This window comes from Georgenia satyanarayanai (assembly GCF_900116375.1).
GTDB lineage: Bacteria > Actinomycetota > Actinomycetes > Actinomycetales > Actinomycetaceae > Oceanitalea > Oceanitalea nanhaiensis.
Genome location: NZ_UETB01000002.1, coordinates 1 through 18,446, shown reverse-complemented (window position 1 = coordinate 18,446; position 18,446 = coordinate 1). Strand labels below are relative to the sequence as shown.

General features: G+C 72.1%; 15 protein-coding genes and 2 pseudogenes. 8 read left to right on the top strand and 9 right to left on the bottom strand.

Going from position 1 to position 18,446, the window contains the following annotated elements; translation table 11 throughout:
• Window positions 1-67: 67 nt before the first annotated feature.
• The 5 genes from DSZ44_RS04220 (at window position 68) to DSZ44_RS04200 (ending at window position 7,055) form a co-directional block, all read left to right on the top strand.
• Window positions 68-1,723, top strand: coding sequence for an AMP-binding protein (locus tag DSZ44_RS04220; protein WP_110851376.1), 1,656 nt, complete (start codon window positions 68-70; stop codon window positions 1,721-1,723).
• 97 nt (window positions 1,724-1,820) lie between these two features.
• Entirely contained in the window at window positions 1,821-3,449 is a 1,629-nt protein-coding gene (locus DSZ44_RS04215) for a peptide ABC transporter substrate-binding protein (protein ID WP_110851375.1), read from the top strand.
• Window positions 3,450-3,470: 21 nt separating this feature from the next.
• Window positions 3,471-4,397 carry an ABC transporter permease gene (locus DSZ44_RS04210; protein WP_110851374.1) on the top strand — a complete coding sequence of 309 codons (927 nt, stop codon included), beginning with the start codon at window positions 3,471-3,473 and terminating at the stop codon, window positions 4,395-4,397.
• Window positions 4,390-5,364 (top strand): ABC transporter permease, encoded by a 975-nt coding sequence (locus DSZ44_RS04205; protein ID WP_110851373.1) that lies wholly within the window; start codon window positions 4,390-4,392, stop codon window positions 5,362-5,364. Before DSZ44_RS04210 ends, DSZ44_RS04205 begins: the two co-directional genes overlap by 8 nt.
• Window positions 5,361-7,055, top strand: coding sequence for a dipeptide ABC transporter ATP-binding protein (locus tag DSZ44_RS04200; RefSeq protein WP_258369214.1), 1,695 nt, complete (start codon window positions 5,361-5,363; stop codon window positions 7,053-7,055). The genes DSZ44_RS04205 and DSZ44_RS04200 overlap by 4 nt, the downstream gene beginning before the upstream one ends.
• A gap of 41 nt (window positions 7,056-7,096) precedes the next feature.
• Here DSZ44_RS04200 and DSZ44_RS04195 read toward each other — a convergent pair whose 3' ends face one another.
• From DSZ44_RS04195 to DSZ44_RS04180, 4 genes are all read right to left on the bottom strand, one after another.
• Window positions 7,097-8,308, bottom strand: coding sequence for a DNA recombination protein RmuC (locus tag DSZ44_RS04195; RefSeq protein WP_110851372.1), 1,212 nt, complete (start codon window positions 8,306-8,308; stop codon window positions 7,097-7,099).
• Window positions 8,309-8,348: 40 nt separating this feature from the next.
• The gene (locus tag DSZ44_RS04190; protein ID WP_110851371.1) at window positions 8,349-8,921 is read right to left on the bottom strand and encodes a PH domain-containing protein; all 573 of its coding nucleotides are present in this window, start codon (window positions 8,919-8,921) and stop codon (window positions 8,349-8,351) included.
• 33 nt (window positions 8,922-8,954) lie between these two features.
• On the bottom strand, window positions 8,955-9,296 hold the full coding sequence (locus tag DSZ44_RS04185) for a cupin domain-containing protein (protein WP_110851370.1): 342 nt from the start codon (window positions 9,294-9,296) through the stop codon (window positions 8,955-8,957).
• A gap of 178 nt (window positions 9,297-9,474) precedes the next feature.
• Entirely contained in the window at window positions 9,475-10,578 is a 1,104-nt protein-coding gene (locus DSZ44_RS04180; RefSeq protein WP_110851369.1) for a DUF418 domain-containing protein, read from the bottom strand.
• Window positions 10,579-10,659: 81 nt separating this feature from the next.
• Here DSZ44_RS04180 and DSZ44_RS04175 point away from each other — a divergent pair, with 81 nt between their 5' ends.
• Together DSZ44_RS04175 and ychF are read left to right on the top strand one after the other, a co-directional pair.
• Complete coding sequence (locus DSZ44_RS04175) at window positions 10,660-12,309, top strand: gamma-glutamyltransferase (protein WP_110851368.1); 1,650 nt, start codon at window positions 10,660-10,662, stop codon at window positions 12,307-12,309.
• A 168-nt stretch (window positions 12,310-12,477) separates the two neighbouring features.
• Window positions 12,478-13,563, top strand: coding sequence for a redox-regulated ATPase YchF (gene ychF / locus DSZ44_RS04170; protein ID WP_110851650.1), 1,086 nt, complete (start codon window positions 12,478-12,480; stop codon window positions 13,561-13,563).
• A gap of 324 nt (window positions 13,564-13,887) precedes the next feature.
• Here the strand turns inward: ychF and DSZ44_RS04165 are convergent, their stop codons facing one another.
• The gene (locus tag DSZ44_RS04165; protein WP_110851367.1) at window positions 13,888-14,298 is read right to left on the bottom strand and encodes a (R)-mandelonitrile lyase; all 411 of its coding nucleotides are present in this window, start codon (window positions 14,296-14,298) and stop codon (window positions 13,888-13,890) included.
• Entirely contained in the window at window positions 14,282-15,199 is a 918-nt protein-coding gene (locus DSZ44_RS04160; RefSeq protein ID WP_110851366.1) for a helix-turn-helix transcriptional regulator, read from the bottom strand. The genes DSZ44_RS04165 and DSZ44_RS04160 overlap by 17 nt, the downstream gene beginning before the upstream one ends.
• A gap of 176 nt (window positions 15,200-15,375) precedes the next feature.
• Here DSZ44_RS04160 and DSZ44_RS04155 point away from each other — a divergent pair, with 176 nt between their 5' ends.
• The gene (locus tag DSZ44_RS04155) at window positions 15,376-16,395 is read left to right on the top strand and encodes a zinc-dependent alcohol dehydrogenase family protein (RefSeq protein ID WP_110851365.1); all 1,020 of its coding nucleotides are present in this window, start codon (window positions 15,376-15,378) and stop codon (window positions 16,393-16,395) included.
• Between the two features lie 207 nt (window positions 16,396-16,602).
• Here DSZ44_RS04155 and DSZ44_RS04150 read toward each other — a convergent pair.
• The 3 genes and pseudogenes from DSZ44_RS04150 to DSZ44_RS04140 all read right to left on the bottom strand — a co-directional run.
• Window positions 16,603-16,809 (bottom strand): annotated as a pseudogene (locus tag DSZ44_RS04150) (integrase core domain-containing protein); the annotation flags it as partial.
• A gap of 16 nt (window positions 16,810-16,825) precedes the next feature.
• Window positions 16,826-17,902: an IS110 family RNA-guided transposase gene (locus tag DSZ44_RS04145; RefSeq protein WP_110851364.1), complete on the bottom strand. Its 1,077-nt coding sequence runs from the start codon at window positions 17,900-17,902 to the stop codon at window positions 16,826-16,828.
• 219 nt (window positions 17,903-18,121) lie between these two features.
• Window positions 18,122-18,446, bottom strand: a pseudogene (locus DSZ44_RS04140) (transposase); the annotation flags it as partial.

Genomic DNA, 18,446 nt, shown 5'->3' with positions numbered 1-18,446 from the left:
GGTTACGCGTCCGTAGGTTACGTTGGCGCAGGGGCCCCGACCTCGGCACCGCGCGAACGAAGGACTCATGACCACTGACGACTTCACCGTCCCGGAGATCACCGTCCCCGGCCTCCTCGCCGACGCCGTGGAGCGGGTGCCGGACAACGTCGCCCTGGACTTCCTCGGGGCGACGACGACGTACCGAGAGCTCGCGGCGCAGGTCGACCGCGCCGCCGCGGTGCTCGCCGCCGCCGGCGTGCGCGCCGGCGACCGGGTCGCCCTCGTGCTGCCCAACTGCCCCCAGCACGTCGTCGCCTTCTACGCCGCGCTCCGGCTCGGGGCGGTGGTCGCCGAGCACAACCCGCTCGCCTCCCCGGCCGAGATCAGGGCCCAGCTCGACGCGCACGGCGCCCGCGTCGTCGTCGCGTGGGAGAAGTCCCTGGCCAAGGTGTGCCCCGGCGGCGACCTGCAGGGACGTACCGTGCTCGCCGCCGATCTCACCGCCGCCCTCCCGCGCCGCTCCCGGTTCCTGCTGCGCCTGCCCGTCCCCGCCGCCCGGGCGCAGCGGGCGGAGATGCGCGGTCCCGTCCCGGGCGGCGTGCTCGGCTGGGAGCGGGAGCTGCGTCGCGCCGCCCCGCTGCCCGCCGACGCCGCGGGCCCCGAGCCCCACGACACCGCCGTCCTCCTCCACACGGGCGGCACGACCGGCACGCCCAAGGCCGTCGTCCTGACCCATCGCAACCTCATCGCCAACGTCACGCAGAACGCGACGTGGATCTCCGAGCTGCGCTACGGCAGCGAGGTGTTCTCCGCCGTCCTGCCCTTCTTCCACGCCTTCGGGATGACGCTGTCTCTCACCACCGCGGTGCGGCTGGGCGCCGCCCAGCTCGTCTTCCCGCGCTTCGACCCGGACATGGTCCTCGCCGCGGTGCGGCGCCGGCCGGTCACCTTCTTCGGTGGGGTGCCACCGATGTTCGCCCGGCTCGCGGACGCCGCCGAGGAGAAGGGCGCCGACCTCAGGGCCGTGCGCTTCGCGATCTCCGGCGCGATGTCCCTCGCCCCCGAGGTGGCCGCCCACTGGGAGCGCGTCACCGGCGGCCTCATCATCGAGGGCTACGGCATGACCGAGACCTCCCCGGTCGCGCTCGGCAACCCGCTGAGCCCGCAGCGGCGTCCCGGCGCCCTGGGCCTGCCCTTCCCCGGCACGGAGATCCGCGTCGTCGACCCGGAGGAGCCGGAGGTCGAGGTCCCCACCGGCGAGGTCGGGGAGCTCCTCATCCGCGGGCCGCAGGTCTTCGCGGGCTACTGGGCCAACCCGGAGGCGACCGCCGAGGTCATGCTCGACGGCGGGTGGCTGCGCACCGGCGACCTCGTCCGGCTCGGCGCGGACGGCTTCGTCACGCTCGCCGACCGCCGCAAGGAGCTCATCATCACCGGCGGCTTCAACGTCTACCCCTCGCAGGTGGAGGACGCGGTCCGCTCGATGCCCGGCGTGCGGGACGTCGCCGTCGTCGGCGTCCCCGACGGCCCGCGCGGCGAGCGTGTCGTCGCCGCTCTCGTGCTCGAGCCCGGAGCCAGCGTCGACCTCGCCGCGGTGCGCCGCTGGGCCGAGGACCGGATCTCCGCCTACGCCATGCCGCGCGCTGTCACGGTGCTCGAGGACCTGCCGCGCTCCCAGCTCGGCAAGGTGCTGCGCCGGGTGGTGCGCGAGCAGCTGCTCGGCTCCCGCCAGCCCTCCTGAGAGCTCGAGGCCTTCCCACCGGACGGCTCCCCGGCATATCGTGCGACGCACGTGACCCGCGTCACGTCCCAGCGACCACGACCCCGGGGGGCTCGTCATGTCCAGGATCCGCGCCAGCCGTACCGCCGCGGCGGCACTCGCCGCCTCTCTCCTCCTCGCCGCCTGCTCCGGGTCGGACGACGGCGGCGAGGGTGACGCCACCTCCGCAGACCCGGACGCCGGCGCCGGGGTCGTGTCGATCAACGGCACGGAGCCGCAGAACCCGCTCGTCCCCACCGCGACCAACGAGGTGGGAGGTGGCGACATCCTCGACCTCCTCTTCGCCGGTCTGGTCCGCTACGAGACCGACGGGACCGTCGTCAACGAGGTCGCCGAGTCGATCGAGACCGAGGACAACCAGAACTTCACGATCACCCTCGCCGAGGGCTGGACCTTCTCCGACGGCACCCCTGTCACGTCGAGCAGCTTCGTCGACGCGTGGAACTACGGCGCGCTGCTGAGCAACGCCCAGAACAGCAGCTACTTCTTCGAGAGCATCGAGGGCTACTCCCAGGAGGAGGACTCCGAGCTCACCGGGCTCGAGGTCGTCGACGACCGCACCTTCACCGTGCGGCTCAGCCAGCCGGAGTTCGACTTCCCGCAGCGCCTGGGCTACTCCGCCTTCTACCCGCTGCCCGAGTCGGCCTTCGAGGACATGGAGGCCTTCGGGGAGGACCCGGTCGGCAACGGTCCCTACCAGCTGGCCGAGGAGGGGGCCTGGGAGCACAACGTCCAGATCGACCTCGTGCCCAACGAGTCCTACACCGGCGGCACGCCCGCGCAGAACGACGGCGTGCGCGTCGTCTTCTACGACAACCTCGACACCGCCTACAACGACCTCATCGCCGGCAACCTCGACATCATGGACGAGATGCCGTCCTCGGCCCTGGGGAGCTTCGAGGAGGAGCTGGGCGACCGTGCCGTCAACCAGCCCGCCGCGCTCAACCAGACGCTGTCCGTGCCGTCCTACCTGCCGCAGTTCGAGGGTGAGGCCGGGCTGCTGCGCCGGCAGGCGATCTCGCTGGCCATCGACCGGGAGCAGATCGCCGAGACGATCTTCTCCGGTGCCGTGACGCCGGCGGTCGACTTCACGGTGCCGTCGATCGAGGGCTTCACACCGGACGTGCCGGGCAACGACCTCGCCCAGTACGACCCCGAGCGCGCGGCCGAGCTGTGGGCCGAGGCGGAGGCCATCGAGCCGTGGGAGGGCACCCTCACCATCAGCTCCAACGCCGACGGCGACCACCAGGCCTGGATCGACGCCGTCGCCAACTCGATCCGCAACACCCTGGGCATCGAGGCGGAGTTCGAGGCCTACCCGCAGTTCTCCGAGTTCCTCGACGCCCGCGACAACCAGGAGATCTCCGGGGTGTTCCGCGCGGGCTGGCAGGCCGACTACCCCTCGCTCGTCAACTTCCTCGCACCGATCTACTCGACCGGGGCGGGCTCGAACGACGCCTTCTACTCCAACCCCGAGTTCGATGACCTCATGCGGCAGATCGACGCCGCCGAGTCCACCGAGCAGGCCAACGAGCTCGTCACCCAGGCGCAGGCGATCCTCTTCGAGGACCTGCCCGGCATCCCGCTGTGGGTGGAGAACGCGGTCGGTGGTCACTCCGAGGCCGTGGACAACGTCGAGTTCGCCTGGAACCGGCAGGTCGAGCTGCCCCAGGTCACCAAGGGCTGACGCCCGGAAGCAGAGAACGGGATGGTCAGGTACGTCGGGCGGCGGCTCCTCCAGCTCGTCCCCGTGTTCCTCGGCGCCACGCTCCTCATCTACGCGATGGTCTTCGCGCTGCCGGGGGACCCGGTGGCGGCGCTGGGTGGGGAGCGGGGCCTGCCGGAGGCCGTGCAGCAGCAGATCCGCGAGCAGTACAACCTCGACGAGCCCTTCCTCGTCCAGTACCTCCTGTTCCTGCGGGGCATCCTCACCCTCGACCTCGGCATCACCTTCTCGGGGCGGGAGGTGCTCGACGTCGTCCAGGACGCGCTGCCGGTGACCTTCCGGCTGGCCGTCATGGCGCTGGCCTTCGAGGCCGTGTTCGGCGTGGTGCTCGGACTCGTGGCGGGGCTGCGGCGCGGCGGGGTGTTCGACTCGACCGTGCTCGTCCTCAGCCTCCTCGTCATCGCGGTGCCGACCTTCGTCATCGGCTTCGTGCTGCAGTTCGTCGTCGGCGTCCAGCTGGGCTGGCTGCCGGTGACGGCGGGCAACGACCCGGGCTTCCGCTCCCTCCTCATGCCGGCGGCGGTGCTCGGCGCGGTGTCCCTCGCCTACGTGCTGCGCCTCACGCGGACCTCGGTCTCGGAGAACCTCACCGCCGACTACGTCCGCACGGCCCGTGCCAAGGGTCTGGGTCGTCACCGGGTGATCTCCGTGCACGTCCTGCGCAACTCGCTCATCCCGGTCGTCACCTTCCTCGGCGCCGACCTCGGCACGCTCATGGGAGGGGCCATCGTCACCGAGGGCATCTTCAACATCAACGGGGTGGGCGGCACCCTGTTCCGGGCGATCATCCAGGGCGAGAACGTCACCGTCGTCTCCCTGACGACCGTCCTCGTCGTCGTCTACATCCTCGCGAACCTGCTCGTCGACCTCCTGTACGCCGCCCTGGACCCGAGGATCCGCTATGGCTGAGCTACCCCACCGCGGGGCTCCGGCCCCCCGCGCGTCACGGCGCGGTCAGGAGCACTTCTTCGCCGAGCTCGACGAGGCCGGGCTCGGTGCCGTCGACGCCGTCGCCGACAGCGGTGCGCCGTCGACGATGTGGGGCGAGGCGTGGTCCAAGCTGCGCCGTCGCCCGCTGTTCTGGGCGTCCGCGGCGATCATCCTCCTCGTGTGCACGGTGGCCCTGTTCCCCTCGCTGTTCACCTCCCAGGACCCGCGCTACTGCGAGCTCGCCCGCTCCCTGGGCGGGCCGGAGGCCGGCCACCCGTTCGGCTTCGACCGGCAGGGCTGCGACCTGTACTCGCGGGTCGTCTACGGGGCGCGCTCCTCGGTGACCGTGGGCGTGGTGACGACGGCGATCGTCTTCGTCCTCGGGACGGCCATCGGGTCACTGGCCGGCTTCCTCGGCGGCTGGTTCGACACGCTCCTCTCGCGGCTCACCGACATCTTCTTCGCCATCCCGCTCGTGCTCGCCGCCATCGTGTTCATGCAGGTGACGGCGAGCCGGACGATCTGGACGGTGGCGCTCGTCCTCGCCGTCTTCGGCTGGCCCCCGGTGGCGCGGATCGCGCGCGGAGCGGTGATGAACGTCAAGAACAACGACTACGTCACCGCCTCCCGGGCGCTGGGGGCGGGGCGGTCCACCGTCCTGCTGCGCCACATCCTGCCGAACGCGGCGGCGCCGATCATCGTCTACGTGACGGTGGCGCTGGGTACCTTCATCGTCGCGGAGGCGACGCTGAGCTTCCTCGGCGTCGGGCTGCCGCCGTCGATCGTGTCGTGGGGTGGGGACATCTCCCAGGCGCAGGCCTCGCTGCGGAGCCGGCCGGGTGTGCTGTTCTACCCGTCCGGGGCGCTGGCGCTGACGGTGCTCGGCTTCATCATGATGGGCGACGCCGTGCGTGACGCCCTCGACCCGAGGGTGCGTGACCGGTGAGCGAGAACCTGCGCCCGGACGAGCCGCTGCTCGAGGTCCGCGACCTCGAGGTGAGCTTCCGGTCCACGACCGGCATGGTGTCCGCCGTGCGCGGCGCGAACCTCACCGTCTACCCCGGCCAGAGCGTGGCGATCGTCGGGGAGTCCGGCTCGGGCAAGTCGACGCTCGCCAACGCGGTCATCGACCTGCTGCCCGGGACCGGCAAGGTGACCGGCGGGTCCATCTCCTTCGACGGGCGTGACATCACCGGGCTGGGCCGCAAGGACATGGAGCGGCTGCGCGGCCGGGAGATCGGCATGGTCCCGCAGGACCCGATGACCAACCTCAACCCGGTGTGGAAGATCGGCTTCCAGGTCCGTGAGGCGCTCGCCGCGAACGGCGTGGCCACCGGGCGGGCGGCCAGGGAGCGGGCGAACGAGGTGCTCGCCGAGGCGGGCCTGGACGACGCCGAGCGGCGCTCGCGGCAGTACCCGCACGAGTTCTCCGGCGGGATGCGCCAGCGCGCCCTCATCGGGGTGGCGCTCGCGGGCAACCCGCGCCTCCTCATCGCCGACGAGCTCACCTCCGCCCTGGACGTCACCGTCCAGCGGCGCATCCTCGACCACCTCGCCCGCCTCACCCGTGAGCGGGACGTCGCGGTCCTCTTCATCACCCACGACCTCGGGCTCGCGGCCGAGCGGGCCGAGCACCTGGTGGTCATGCGCCGCGGGCTCGTCGTCGAGTCGGGCCCGGCAGCGCAGATCCTCACCGACCCGCGCCACCCCTACACGCGCCGGCTCGTCGACTCCGCGCCGTCGCTCACGTCCCGGAGGATCCAGACCGCCCACGAGCGCGGTGAGCAGAGCCAGCAGGAGCACACGCACGGGGACGTCAGCACGCGGCCACCCATCCTCGTCGCGGAGAACCTCGTCCGGGAGTTCTCGCTGCGCGGGGCGCTGCCGGGCGCGGGGAGCACCTTCCGGGCCGTCGACGACGTCTCCTTCACCGTCCCGCGAGGCGCGACCATGGCGCTGGTGGGGGAGTCCGGCTCGGGGAAGTCGACGGTGGCCAACATCCTCCTCAACCTTCTCGAGCCGACGTCGGGACGCGTGACCTTCGAGGGCACCGACCTGTCCACGCTGACCAGGCGGGAGTTGTTCGACTTCCGCCGCAAGGTGCAGCCGATCTTCCAGAACCCCTACGGCTCCCTGGACCCGATGTACTCGATCTTCCGCACGATCGAGGAGCCGCTCCGGCTGCACGGCGTGGGCAGCCGCAAGGCGCGTGCCGCACGGGTCGCGGAGATGCTCGACCTCGTCGCGCTGCCGCGCTCGACGATGCGCCGCTACCCCGGAGAGCTCTCGGGCGGGCAGCGCCAGCGCATCGCCATCGCCCGCGCACTCGCGCTGGAGCCCTCGCTCGTCGTCTGCGACGAGGCGGTGTCCGCACTCGACGTGCTCGTCCAGGCGCAGATCCTCACGCTGCTCGGCGACCTGCAGGACGAGCTCGGCCTCACCTACCTCTTCATCACCCACGACCTCGCGGTGGTCCGGCAGATCGCGGACACGGTCGCCGTCATGGAGAAGGGGCGCATCGTGGAGATGGCGACGACGGACGAGGTCTTCGAGCGGCCGCAGCAGGACTACACCCGCGAGCTGCTCGGGGCGATCCCCGGCGCGCACCTCGACCTCGGAGGCGGCGGACGCGGCTGAGGCTCGGCCGCGATGCCCTCTTCCGGCGCGGAGCTGGGGACTCAGCGGCCGAGCGGGAGCTGCTCGGGCAGCTCGCCGGCGAGCGGGTCGGTGAGCTCGCTCGCGGTGAAGCGGCGGACCTGGGCGCGATCGGCGTCCACCTCGCGCACCTCCAGGCCGCCGGCGTCCAGCCCCTCGAAACCACGGGCCGTGACGAGCAGGCGCGACTCCACCGATCCGACGACCTTGTTGTAGTGCTGCACGGCGCTCTCCAGGGTGCGGCCGAGCTGGCCGACGTGCCCCGCCACCGTGCCGAGCCGCTCGTAGAGCGTGCGGCCCAGCTCGAGGAGCCGCTTGGCATCCTCGGTGACCGAGGCGGAGGACCAGATGGTTGCCGTCGTGCGGAGCAGGGCGAGGAGCGAGGAGGGGGAGGTGGGGGCCACACCCTGGCGCAGCGCGTGCTCGAGCAGCGCCGGGTCCGCCTCGAGGGCGGCGGAGAGCAGCCCCTCGGAGGGCACGAACATGACGACGAGCTCGGGGCTGCCCGCGAGCTGCTCGTGGTACCGGCGCGAGGCGAGGGCATCGACGTGCCCGCGCAGGGCCCGGGCGTGGGCGGCGAGGAGGCGCGCGCGGCGGTCCGCCGCCTCCGGATCGTCCACGGCGGTGATGGCGCTGGCCTCGAGGTAGGCGTCGAAGGGCACCTTGGCGTCGATGACGAGGTACTTCTCCTCGGGCAGCCGGACGACGACGTCCGGCCGGCCCGCCCCGGCCCCAGCACGAGCCCCGGGCAGCGAGGCGACGGTGGCCTGCTCGAGGAAGTCGACGTGCCGGAGCATCCCGGACGCCTCGAGGACGCGGCGCAGCTGGACCTCGCCCCACTGGCCGCGGGTGGTGCCCGAGCGCAGGGCGCCGGCGAGGCTGGCGGTGGTGGCACGCAGCTCGGCGTCGCTGCGCTGGGCGGCGTGGAGCCGCTCGGCGAGCACCGTGTACTGCTCGGTGCGCTCCCGCTCGAGCTCGGCCACGTGCTCCCCGACCTGCGCGAGGGTGGCCCGCACCGGGGCGAGGGCGCGCAGGACGTCGTGGTCGCGGCTGGCGCGCTCGCGCAGGTCCGCGCACTCCTCGGCCAGTGCCTCCGCCCGTGCCCGCGCGGCCGCAGCCTCCTGCCGGGCGCGGGACGTGGCCGCCTCGGCGCGCACCCGGCCCAGGAGCAGACCGAGCACGAGCCCGGTGGCGAGGGTGGCTACGGCCAGGAGGATCGCCGTCGTCGTGTCCATGCCCCCAGGGTGGCAGGGGCCACTGACATCGGCGGGGAGGTCAGAGCAGGAGCGAGACGAGTGCCAGGCCCGCCGTCGTCATGAGGAGCCCGGCCGGGAGGATCTCCAGGTGCCGTTCGGGCCGCGCAGCCGCCCCCGCGAGGTGCCCGGTCCGGTGCTCCTCGACGATCCCCGCGACGACGTCGGGGTCCGCGCCGCCAGCCTCGACGCTGTCGAGGCGGTGCAGGGAGGACACGACCGGGACGTCCCGCTTCGCTCTGGTCCAGCGGCCGATGGCGCTGCGGGCGGGCAGGGCCCAGGCCCCGACCTTCCGGTCGTGGGTGGTGATCTCCAAGCCCCACCGGGTGCGGGTGCCGGTGATGGCCGCCCAGGGCAGCCAGGTCGTGCTGATGACGTTGACCACCCGCACGCCGTCGGGCTCGACGAGGACGACAGGGCGCCAGAACGCCGCCCAGCCGAGGGCGGCGAGCAGGAGCGGCAGGGCGCCGTAGCGGAGCACCTCGGCCGCTCCGCCGTTGACGGCGAAGGCGGCGAGGACGGCGGCCGCCACCACCCAGGTGGCGACGGCGTAGCCGCGGCTCGCTGCGGCGCGGAAGACGATGGCGGGCTGCACCGGTCCATCCTCGCAGGCGCCGCCGTGCCGCCGTCACGCCCGCTGCGGGGGCTCCCCGGGCTGGCTGGTGACGGTGGTGAGGAGGAAGACCGAGTCCTCGAGGGCGACGACGGCGTGGCGCTGGTGGGTGAGGGCGTGCAGCTCGCCCGCGGTGAGGACCGGGTCGTCCTCACCGGTCACCCGGACCCTGCCCACGAGCACCTGGAGGCTGGCGGCGTGCGGTGCGTTGTGCTCGGCCAGCTCAGTGCCCTCGCGCAGGGCGATGATCGACTGGCGCAGCACGCCGTCGCGGAGGACGAGCTCGGCGCTGCGGCCGTGCTCGTCGGCACGGGCAGCCTGCATGTGGGAGCTCACCAGCGGCATGAGGTCGGGCATCGGTCCTCCTCGGAGCGGACGGGTGCCCCCACCGTGGCACAGCCGGTGGGTGCGCGCACGGGACACCGCCTGCGCCGTAGGCCGGCCCACCTCCCCGCCATGCGCCCGCTGGACCCACCGTGCGCCCGGTCTACCGGCAGCATGGTGGACCGGCGGGAGCGGGGTCGCGTGGCGGGAGTCAGGCGGGCCGGGTCCGCCAGGTCCACGGCGCCCGCAGCGCGAGCTCGAGCGGTCCGCGACGGTGGCTGCGGCGCCACAGGGTCGCCCCCACCGCGGCGAGGAGCACCATGACGGTGCTGATGAGGACCCCCTGGCCGAGCGTGTGCGGGAGCGGACGCAGCCACGCGAGGACGAGCAGGTGCAGGACGTAGAAGCTGAGCGACAGCTGGCCCAGGAGCGCCAGCGGCCGGAGCAGCCGTGACCCGAGCCTCCGCTCCACGGTGAGGCAGCCGAGGAGGACGAGGACGGACACCGCCGTCGCGCCGACGATCCACAGCGGCATCTGCCCGTGCGGGGCGTCGGTGAGGAGCAGCTCCCACGAGGTGTCCCCGACGGGGCCGCCGCGCCCCCAGGCCGCGACACGGGCCACGAGCGGGCATCCGAGCCCGAGGACGGCCGCGACCACCGCCGTCCGTCGCTGCAGGACCGGTGAGGTGAGGTCCCGCCGTCCCAGCCACATCCCCAGCGCGAACGGGGCGAGCCACGTGACGAGCGGGTAGGGGCCGGTGAGGACGACGGCGGTGAGCACCTCGACGGGTCCGTCACCGAGCTGCGGCGGTCGCCCGTCGAAGGGCGTGCCGGCGCTCACCTGCGGTGCGAGCCACAGCACCGGGCCGGCCAGTGCGCCGAGCGCAGCGACGAGGAGGAGCACACCGCCGCGGGCGCGGACGAGCGCGCCGGCGAGGACGAAGAGCAGGGCGTAGACGGCGAGGATGACGTTGACCTCGTGGCCCAGTCGCTGCAGCGCGAGGCCGCCCACGAGGAGCAGGGCACAGCGCCAGCCCAGTGCCGCCCACAGCGGCCCACGGGGGGCCGCGGCCTCGCGCACCCGCCGGGTCATGAGCGAGAACCCGATGCCGGCGAGCAGGACGAAGAGCACCGAGGCGCGGCCGTGGGGCAGCAGGTAGAGGTAGCCGCCGAGGCCGGTGGCGTCCGTCGGGCCGACGTTGACCGAGACCATGCCGACGATCGCCAGCGCCCGTGCCGCGTCGACCGCGAGCACGCGCCGGCGGCTGCCGGAGGAGGCGCCCGTCCGCGTGAGGGGGTCGGCGGTGTCGGCCATGCCCGCCTCCGCTCCCTCGCCGGCGGGATGCGCCCGCCGGATCTGCTCCTACCGTAGATACCCGGACCAAGGAGGCAACCCGTGCCCGCACCGACCGCACGCCTCGCTCTCGCCGGTCTCGCCGCCCTCGCCCTCGTCGCCTGCACGAGCACGGAGCCCGAGCCGTCACCCGCCACGACCGTCCCGACGACGGCGCCCCCGACCACGATGGCGCCCGAGCCCAGCCCCACCCCGACGGCCGAGCCGCAGTACGGGGTGGCGGCCGGTGACCCGGCCGCCGTCGCCGCGGGGATGAGGATCCTCGAGGAGGGCGGCAACGCCGTCGACGCGGCGGTCGCCGCCGCCTTCGCCGTCGCCGTCGTCGAGCCGTACGCGTCGGGCATCGGCGGCGGTGGGGCGAGCATCGTCGTGCCCGAGGGCGACGGCGAGCGCGCCGTCACCTACGACTACCGGGAGGTCGTGGCCGACGACGGCGTGGTCCCGGCGTCGGGGACCGGCATCCCCGGCTTCGTGGCCGGGATGGGCACCCTTCATGAGGCCCACGGCCAGGCCGAGTGGGCCGAGGTCCTCGCCCCGGCGATCGAGCTCGCCGCCGAGGGGCACCCCGCCTCGGGGATGCTCGCCGTGCGGCTGCGGGAGGATGTGGGGCCGGGGATCGTCGCCGAGCTGCCGCAGCTGCGCCCGGGCGGTGAGCCGCTCGGGGAGGGGGAGCTGCTCGTCCAGGAGGAGCTGGCGCGCACGATGCGGACGCTGGCCGAGGACGGACCGCAGGCCTTCTACACGGGGGCGCTCGCGGACTCCCTCACCACCGTGCCAGGCATCGACGCCGGGTCCCTCGCCGGGTACGAGGTGGTGAGCGGGGAGCCGGTGCGCGGCGCCCTCGGCGAGCACGAGGTGCTCGCGGCGCTGCCCCCGCTGCCCGGGGCACCGCTGGTCCAGATGCTGCAGGTGGCCGAGGCGCTGGACGTCGCGGCGACCGAGCCCGGCTCGGTGCCCTTCGTCGAGGGCGTCTCCGCCGCGTGGACCGTGGCCGACGAGTCGGCCGGCACGGTGCTCGGAGACCCCGCTTTCGTCGACGTCCCCGTCGCCGAGCTCGTCGACCCGGAGCGCAACGCCCGGCTCGCGGCGCGGGTCGCGCCGGACGCCGCCTCCCGGACGTCGGCGGACGACGCGCAGAACACCACCCACATCAGCGTCGTCGACTCCGCGGGCACGGCGGTGTCGATGACGAACACGCTCACCCACTGGTTCGGCTCCGGCACCTACCGGGAGGGCTTCTTCCTCAACGACCAGCTCTCCCGCTTCGGCGCGATCGAGTCCCCGGCCAACCGGCCCGAGGCGGGCAGGAAGTCGGTCAGCTGGTCCGCGCCCCTGGTCGTGCTCGACGACGACGCCAGGCCGGTCCTCGTCATCGGCTCACCCGGCGGCCGGCTCATCCCCAACATCCTCACCGGGGTGTACGCACGGTGGGCGTGGCACGGGCAGTCGCTGGAGGAGGCGGTCCTCGCGCCGCGGTTCCACCTCGAGGGGCGGACGATGCGGCTGGAGGAGGGGACGGCGCAGGAGGTGGTCGACGGGCTCGCAGCCCAGGGCTACGCCGTCGAGATGGTGCCGCCCTCGGCGTACGCTTTCGGCTCGGTCAACGCGCTGGTGGTGGACCCGGAGACCGGTGCGCTGACGGGTGCGGCCGACCCGCGCCGCGAGGCGGCCGTGGAGGTCGCCGGCGGCTGACCGGCCCTTCCTCAGCCTGCCGCAACCCGCTCGGCTCAGCGCCGAGCGCCCCACTCCCGACCGTGCGCCCGCTGGTACCACTGTGCTCCCGGTCCAGCGGGAGCATGGTGGACCGCCGGGCGCATGGTCGGAGACTGGCTCGTCGCCCGGCACGTAGACTCGTTGCCCGTGGCCCTCACCATCGGAATCGCCGGACTGCCCAACGTCGGCAAGTCGACCCTCTTCAACGCCCTGACCCGCGCGACGGTGCTCGCCGCGAACTACCCGTTCGCGACGATCGAGCCGAACGTCGGCGTCGTGCCGCTGCCCGACCCGCGGCTCGACAAGCTGGCGGAGGTCTTCGGCTCGCAGAAGATCCTCCCCGCGACGGTCTCCTTCGTCGACATCGCCGGCATCGTCCGTGGCGCCTCGGAGGGGGAGGGGCTGGGCAACCAGTTCCTCGCCAACATCCGTGAGGCGGAGGCCATCTGCCTGGTGACGCGCGCGTTCAGCGACCCCGACGTCGTCCACGTCGAGGGCAAGGTGTCCCCGGCCGACGACATCGAGACCATCGTTACCGAGCTCGTGCTCGCCGACCTCCAGACCGTGGAGAAGGCCATCCCGCGCCTGGAGAAGGAGGTCCGCGGCAAAAAGACCGACGCCGCCGTCCTCGACACCGCCCGCGCGGTCCTCGCCCTCCTCGAGGAGGGCACGGCCGTCTCCACCGGCGCGGAGAAGGCGGGGCTCGACATGGAGCACGTCGCCTCCTTCCAGCTGCTGTCCGCCAAGCCCTTCATCTACGTCTTCAACACCGACGACGAGGGCCTGGCCGACGAGGCCATGCAGGCGGAGCTGCGGGCGCTCGCCGCACCGGCCGAGGCGATCTTCCTCGACGCGAAGTTCGAGTCCGAGCTCGTCGAGCTCGAGCCCGAGGAGGCGGCCGAGATGCTCGCCGACGCCGGCCAGGACGAGGCGGGCCTGGACCAGCTGGCCCGCGTCGGCTTCGAGACCCTCGGCCTGCAGACCTACCTCACCGCCGGCCCCAAGGAGGCCCGCGCCTGGACGATCCCCAAGGGCGCGACCGCCCCCGAGGCCGCCGGCGTCATCCACACCGACTTCCAGCGCGGCTTCATCAAGGCCGAGATCGTCTCCTTCGACGACCTCGTCGCCGCCGGCTCGATGGCCGAGGCCAAGGCCAAGGGCCAGGTCCGCATCGAGGGCAAGGACTACGTCATGCAGGACGGCGACGTCGTGGAGTTCCGCTTCAACGTGTGAATCAGTGCGTTTGTGCAGGTCAGCGCGCTGCTAGGTGCTCCCAGTCCGCACACAGTCCGCAACAGATCTAGCCGGATGGCTCGAGCGAGCCGTTCCGGAGGCAACATCTCTGGAGCCGGTGCCGACTGCTGGCGCGTCTCGGCGCGACCTGGGCGACCGTGTGACACGTCCCCTCGACGTGTTGGTCGCGGCAGCTCCGGACGTTGGGCTCGACCCATACTGCCTTCGGGAGCTCCAGCAGCTACCTCGTGCCGAGTGCGGCTTGCTGGGACGAAACGCTTGGCGTGTCGGTGCCCCCGCACAACGACGCAGCACTTCCGCCGGTCAGTCGTGCGCCGGAGCGGTGGTGTACTCCTCGTCGGTGACGTGCTCGAGCCAGGTCACGACCTCGCCCTGATCGTCGGCCTCCTGGATGGCGACGTGCGCCATGAAGCGGCCGGGGGTGGCGCCGTGCCAGTGCTCTTCGCCGGGCTCGATGTAGACGACGTCGCCGGGGCGGATCTCCTGCGGCCGGCCGCCGCGGCGGGCGACGTACCCGATGCCGTCGGTGACGTAGAGAGTCTGCCCCTTGGGGTGGTGGTGCCACGCGGTGCGGGCACCGGGTGTGAAGCGGACGTGGGCGCAGCCGACTGCGGACTGGTCGTCGGGGTTGCGGATGCTGTCGATGTAGGCGTCGCCGGTGAACCAGTCGGCGGGGCCGGCGGCGGTGTCGGTGGAGTTAGGGGTGAGCTTCATGGTTGTCGTGGGACTTCTTCCTTGGGGGGTCGGTGGGGACGGACGCCTGCTCCGACGCCGCCCAGGAGGCGAGCAGCCGGAGGCGTTCGGCGGAGGGTGAGCCGGGCTCGGCGGTGTAGACGAGGAGGACGAGTCCGGGTTCGGCGGTGATCGCGAGCTCTTCGTAGGCGAGGGTGAGCTCGCCCACGACCGGGTGCTGGAAGCGCTTGGTGCCGGTGCCGTGGGTGCGGACGTCGTGTGCGGCCCACAGGCGGCGGAAGGTCTCGCTGCGGGTGGAGAGCTCGCCGACGAGGTCTTGCAGACCCCGGTCGTGTGGGTCGCGGCCGGCTTCGGTGCGCATGATGCCGACGCACATCTGGGCGAAGAGCTCCCAGTCGGGGTAGAAGTCGTGCGAGGCGGGGTCGAGGAACTGGAACCGCGCCAGGTTTGGGGTCCTGCCGCCGTCGCCGATGACGGGCGAATAGAACGCGCGGCCGAGGCGGTTGGTCGCGAGGAGGTTCTGGTGCGGGTCGCGGACGAAGGCGACGCCGTCGGTGATGGCTTCGAGCGCCCACTGCAGGCTGAGCCGCGAGGCGGCCTTGGTGGGCGCACGACGGCGGGGCCGGCCGCTGGTGGGGATTCCGTCGGCGGCACGGGCGAGGTCGTGAAGGTGGGCGCGCTCGGTCTCGTCGAGCTGCAGGGCGCGCGCCAGCGCCTCCAGGACGCTGGAGGAGGCGCCGGCGATCTGGCCGCGCTCGAGCCGGGCGTAGTACTCCACGCTGAGGCCGGCAAGCGTCGCGACCTCGCTGCGACGCAGGCCCGGCACGCGGCGGCTGCCGGTGGTGGCGAGCCCGACCGCGTCGGGGGTGATGCGCGCACGCCGGGTGGTGAGAAACTCCCGCACCTCTTGTCGGTTGTCCACGTTACCGAGGATAGGCCGCTCCCTGACGCGACCGGGGCCGCGAAGGGTGCCCTGTGAGTGCGCCTCACGGCAGGGACTCCCATACGCGCAGACATGCCGGTTTACTCGAGGACGAGGCAGCAAAGTACGACGACCAGCAGCACGACCAGCAACGAGAAGAAGAGGAGCCCAGCGCCATGCGCCAGGTTGTCATGCACGCACCCGGGGACGTGCGGGTCGAGGACCGCGAGGACCCCACGATCATCGAGCCCACCGACGCGATCATCCGGCTCAGCGCCACCTGCATCTGCGGCAGCGACCTGTGGCCCTACCGGGGCGCTGAGCCCGTCGAGCACCAGGTGATGGGCCACGAGTACGTCGGCGTGGTTGAGGAGGTTGGCGACGAGGTCCGCACCGTCAAGGTAGGTGACTTCGTGGTGGGCTCGTTCTGGGCCTCCGACAACACCTGCGAGATCTGCCGGGCCGGCTACCAGGCCTACTGCGTGCACCGCGTGCCCATGGGCGCCATCGGCACCCAGTCCGAGCTGGCCCGCATCCCGCTCGCCGACGGCACGCTCGTCGCGACGCCCGGCATGCCCGACCCGGACCTGATCCCGTCGCTCATGGCGGCCTCCGACGTGCTCGGCACCGGCTGGTTCGCCGCCGTCGCCGCCGAGGCCGGGCCCGGCAAGACCGTCGCGGTCGTGGGTGACGGCGCGGTCGGCCTGCTCGGCGTCCTCGCCGCCAAGCAGCTCGGCGCCGAGCGGATCCTCGCCATCAGCCGCCACGCCGACCGGCAGGCGCTGGCCCGCGAGTTCGGCGCCACCCACATCGTCGAAGAGCGCGGCGAGGACGGCGTCGCGAAGGTCAAGGAACTGACCAACGGGCTCGGCGCACACCCGGTCATCGAGGCCGTCGGCACCCAGGAAGCCATGATGCAGGCCATCCACTCCACCCGCCCTGGCGGGCACGTCGGGTTCGTCGGCGTCTCCCACGACGTCGCCATCCCCGGTGACGAACTGTTCATGGCCGGCGTCCACATCCACGGCGGACCCGCACCCGTACGGCAGTACCTGCCCGAGCTCATCCAGCTCGTCTGGGACCGGAAGATCGACCCGGGCAAGGTCTTCGACCTCACCCTGCCGCTCGACAAGGCAGCCGAGGGCTACCAGGCGATGGACCAGCGCACCGCCACCAAGGTGCTCCTGCTCCCATGACCTTCACCAGGCTCGCACGCCCGACCGCAACCGGAATGGCTCTCGCCCTGTCCATGACCCTGGGGGCCTGCGCGTCGGAGAACGACCCGGGTGGTCCCGAACGGACCCCGTCGGGGACCACCAGCGCGCCGAGCTCCACAGGAAACCCGACAGCCGGCGACCGGACCGGCAGCCCGGGACTGCTGCACGGATAGGTGACAGGTTGGGTCACGCTGCCTGAGTGGCTGGCGTGGTCATGATCGTCTCGTACTCGATGGGGGTCAATCGGCCGAGAGCGGCCTGTCGTCTGCGGCGGTGGTAGGTCCGTTCGATCCAGGTCACGATTGCGATCCGGAGCTCTTCGCGGGTGCTCCAGGGGCGGCGGTCCAGGACGTTCTTCTGGAGCAGGCTGAAGAAGCTCTCCATGGCGGCGTTGATGCTCCTATAGCTGTCAAGCGGCCTGCTGGAGCTCGTTCCTTGCGTCTCGTATGGGCCGCATGGCGGCCCAGAGTTCGCGGGCGAGGAGTCGCTTTAGGCAGCGGATGATCTCGGCTTTGGTCTTGCCCTCGGCGCTGCGTCTGGCGACGTAGGCCTTGGTGGGCTCGTGGTGCTGCATGCGGACGATTACGACTCGGTAGAGCGCCGCGTTGGCTTGGCGGTGACCGCCGCGGTTGAGTCGGTGGCGGGTGGTCATGCCTGAGGAGGCCGGGACCGGTGCGACGCCGCAGAGCCGAGCGAATGCCGCTTCGGACCTGACGCGTTCGGGGTTGTCGCCGGCGACGATCAGCATCTCGGCGGCGGTGTCGGGTCCGACGGCGAACGCCTCCGTGAGGCCGGGTGCTGCCTGGGAGGTGAGTTCCTTCAGGAGCTTCTCGTGCTCGCTGATCTCGGCGTTGAGCTGCTGCCAGCGTCTGGCGATCGCTCGTAGCGTGTGTTTCGTGGAGGCGGTGATGGTGGTGACCTTGCCCGGTCGCAGGCTCGCGCACCGGTTGATCAGCGCCATCCGCGACAGGTGCTGCAGCTCCTGACGGAGGTCGTCGGGGGCGTTCACGATGACCTGCTTGAGGCTGATCATCGCCGCGGTTCTGGCCTTGACGGCGATGTCCTTGGCGACCTTGATCTGACGGATCATCTCCACGACACCGTCGTGGGACTTCGGCACGGCGGTGGCAAGTCCGGCGAGGACGGCTTTGGCGGCGTTTTCGGCATCCAGGGTGTCGGACTTGCCCCGCAGCCGGCGGTCCCGTCGATCGGTACGCACCACTTCCAGGGCGCCGATGCCACGTCGTCGGACCGCGCCAGCCAGTCCTGCGCCGTAGGAACCGGTGCCCTCGATGCCGAAGGTCAACTTCCCGCCGAACGCGGCAGCCCACTCGATCAGCTGGGTGTAGCCGCCGGCATCAGCCACGAACGAGCGACTGTCCAAGATGGTGCCGAGCTCATCGATCGCGACTGCGACGTGGACGTACTTGTGGGTGTCGACACCGACGACGACTCGACGGTGCGAGGGAACCTGTTGCATGCTCATGATGCTTGCTCCAACCGGGTGAGCGACGCTGGCCGGTCGGGTGGACGGGACTGTGATGGGACTGTTGCGATCAGGCTCCTATGAGGTCACGCCCGCCCGGCCAGCACCTAGTGAGTGATGCGCCCCTCGGCGGACGACAGATCAACAGCCAGGACACCCAGACTTCGAGGTCAGTCATAAGCAGAGTCAGGCCGCCGAGAGGTGATCGAGAGTCTCACAGTCCCCGGCTGCGCCGACTCTGCCCATGGATCCGACCATGTCGTGGCGGTTGAGGGCGTGGACGAACTTCCGGCTGCGGAATTGCGACCCGCGGTCCGAATGCACGATGCAGCCGGCGACGTCACCGCGCCTGGCGACGGCGTTGTCGAGCGCGGCCACCGCGAGGCGTGACTTCATCCGTGAGTCGATGGAGTAGCCGACGATCCGGTTGGAGTAGACGTCCTTGATCGCGCACAGGTAGAGCGTGCCCTCGCCGGTGCGGTGCTCGGTGATGTCGGTGAGCCACAGCTCGTTGGCAGCGGTGGCGATGAACTCGTGCCGCTGG

What these genes read in the sequence shown, in the direction of transcription:
- DSZ44_RS04220 (WP_110851376.1), top strand. Translation starts at nt 68, where the DNA reads ATGACCACTGACGACTTCACCGTCCCGGAGATCACCGTCCCCGGCCTC.
- DSZ44_RS04215 (WP_110851375.1), top strand. Translation starts at nt 1,821, where the DNA reads ATGTCCAGGATCCGCGCCAGCCGTACCGCCGCGGCGGCACTCGCCGCC.
- DSZ44_RS04210 (WP_110851374.1), top strand. Translation starts at nt 3,471, where the DNA reads ATGGTCAGGTACGTCGGGCGGCGGCTCCTCCAGCTCGTCCCCGTGTTC.
- DSZ44_RS04205 (WP_110851373.1), top strand. Translation starts at nt 4,390, where the DNA reads ATGGCTGAGCTACCCCACCGCGGGGCTCCGGCCCCCCGCGCGTCACGG.
- DSZ44_RS04195 (WP_110851372.1), bottom strand. Translation starts at nt 8,308, where the DNA reads ATGGACACGACGACGGCGATCCTCCTGGCCGTAGCCACCCTCGCCACC.
- DSZ44_RS04185 (WP_110851370.1), bottom strand. Translation starts at nt 9,296, where the DNA reads ATGCCCGACCTCATGCCGCTGGTGAGCTCCCACATGCAGGCTGCCCGT.
- DSZ44_RS04180 (WP_110851369.1), bottom strand. Translation starts at nt 10,578, where the DNA reads ATGGCCGACACCGCCGACCCCCTCACGCGGACGGGCGCCTCCTCCGGC.
- DSZ44_RS04165 (WP_110851367.1), bottom strand. Translation starts at nt 14,298, where the DNA reads ATGAAGCTCACCCCTAACTCCACCGACACCGCCGCCGGCCCCGCCGAC.
- DSZ44_RS04155 (WP_110851365.1), top strand. Translation starts at nt 15,376, where the DNA reads ATGCGCCAGGTTGTCATGCACGCACCCGGGGACGTGCGGGTCGAGGAC.
- DSZ44_RS04145 (WP_110851364.1), bottom strand. Translation starts at nt 17,902, where the DNA reads ATGAGCATGCAACAGGTTCCCTCGCACCGTCGAGTCGTCGTCGGTGTC.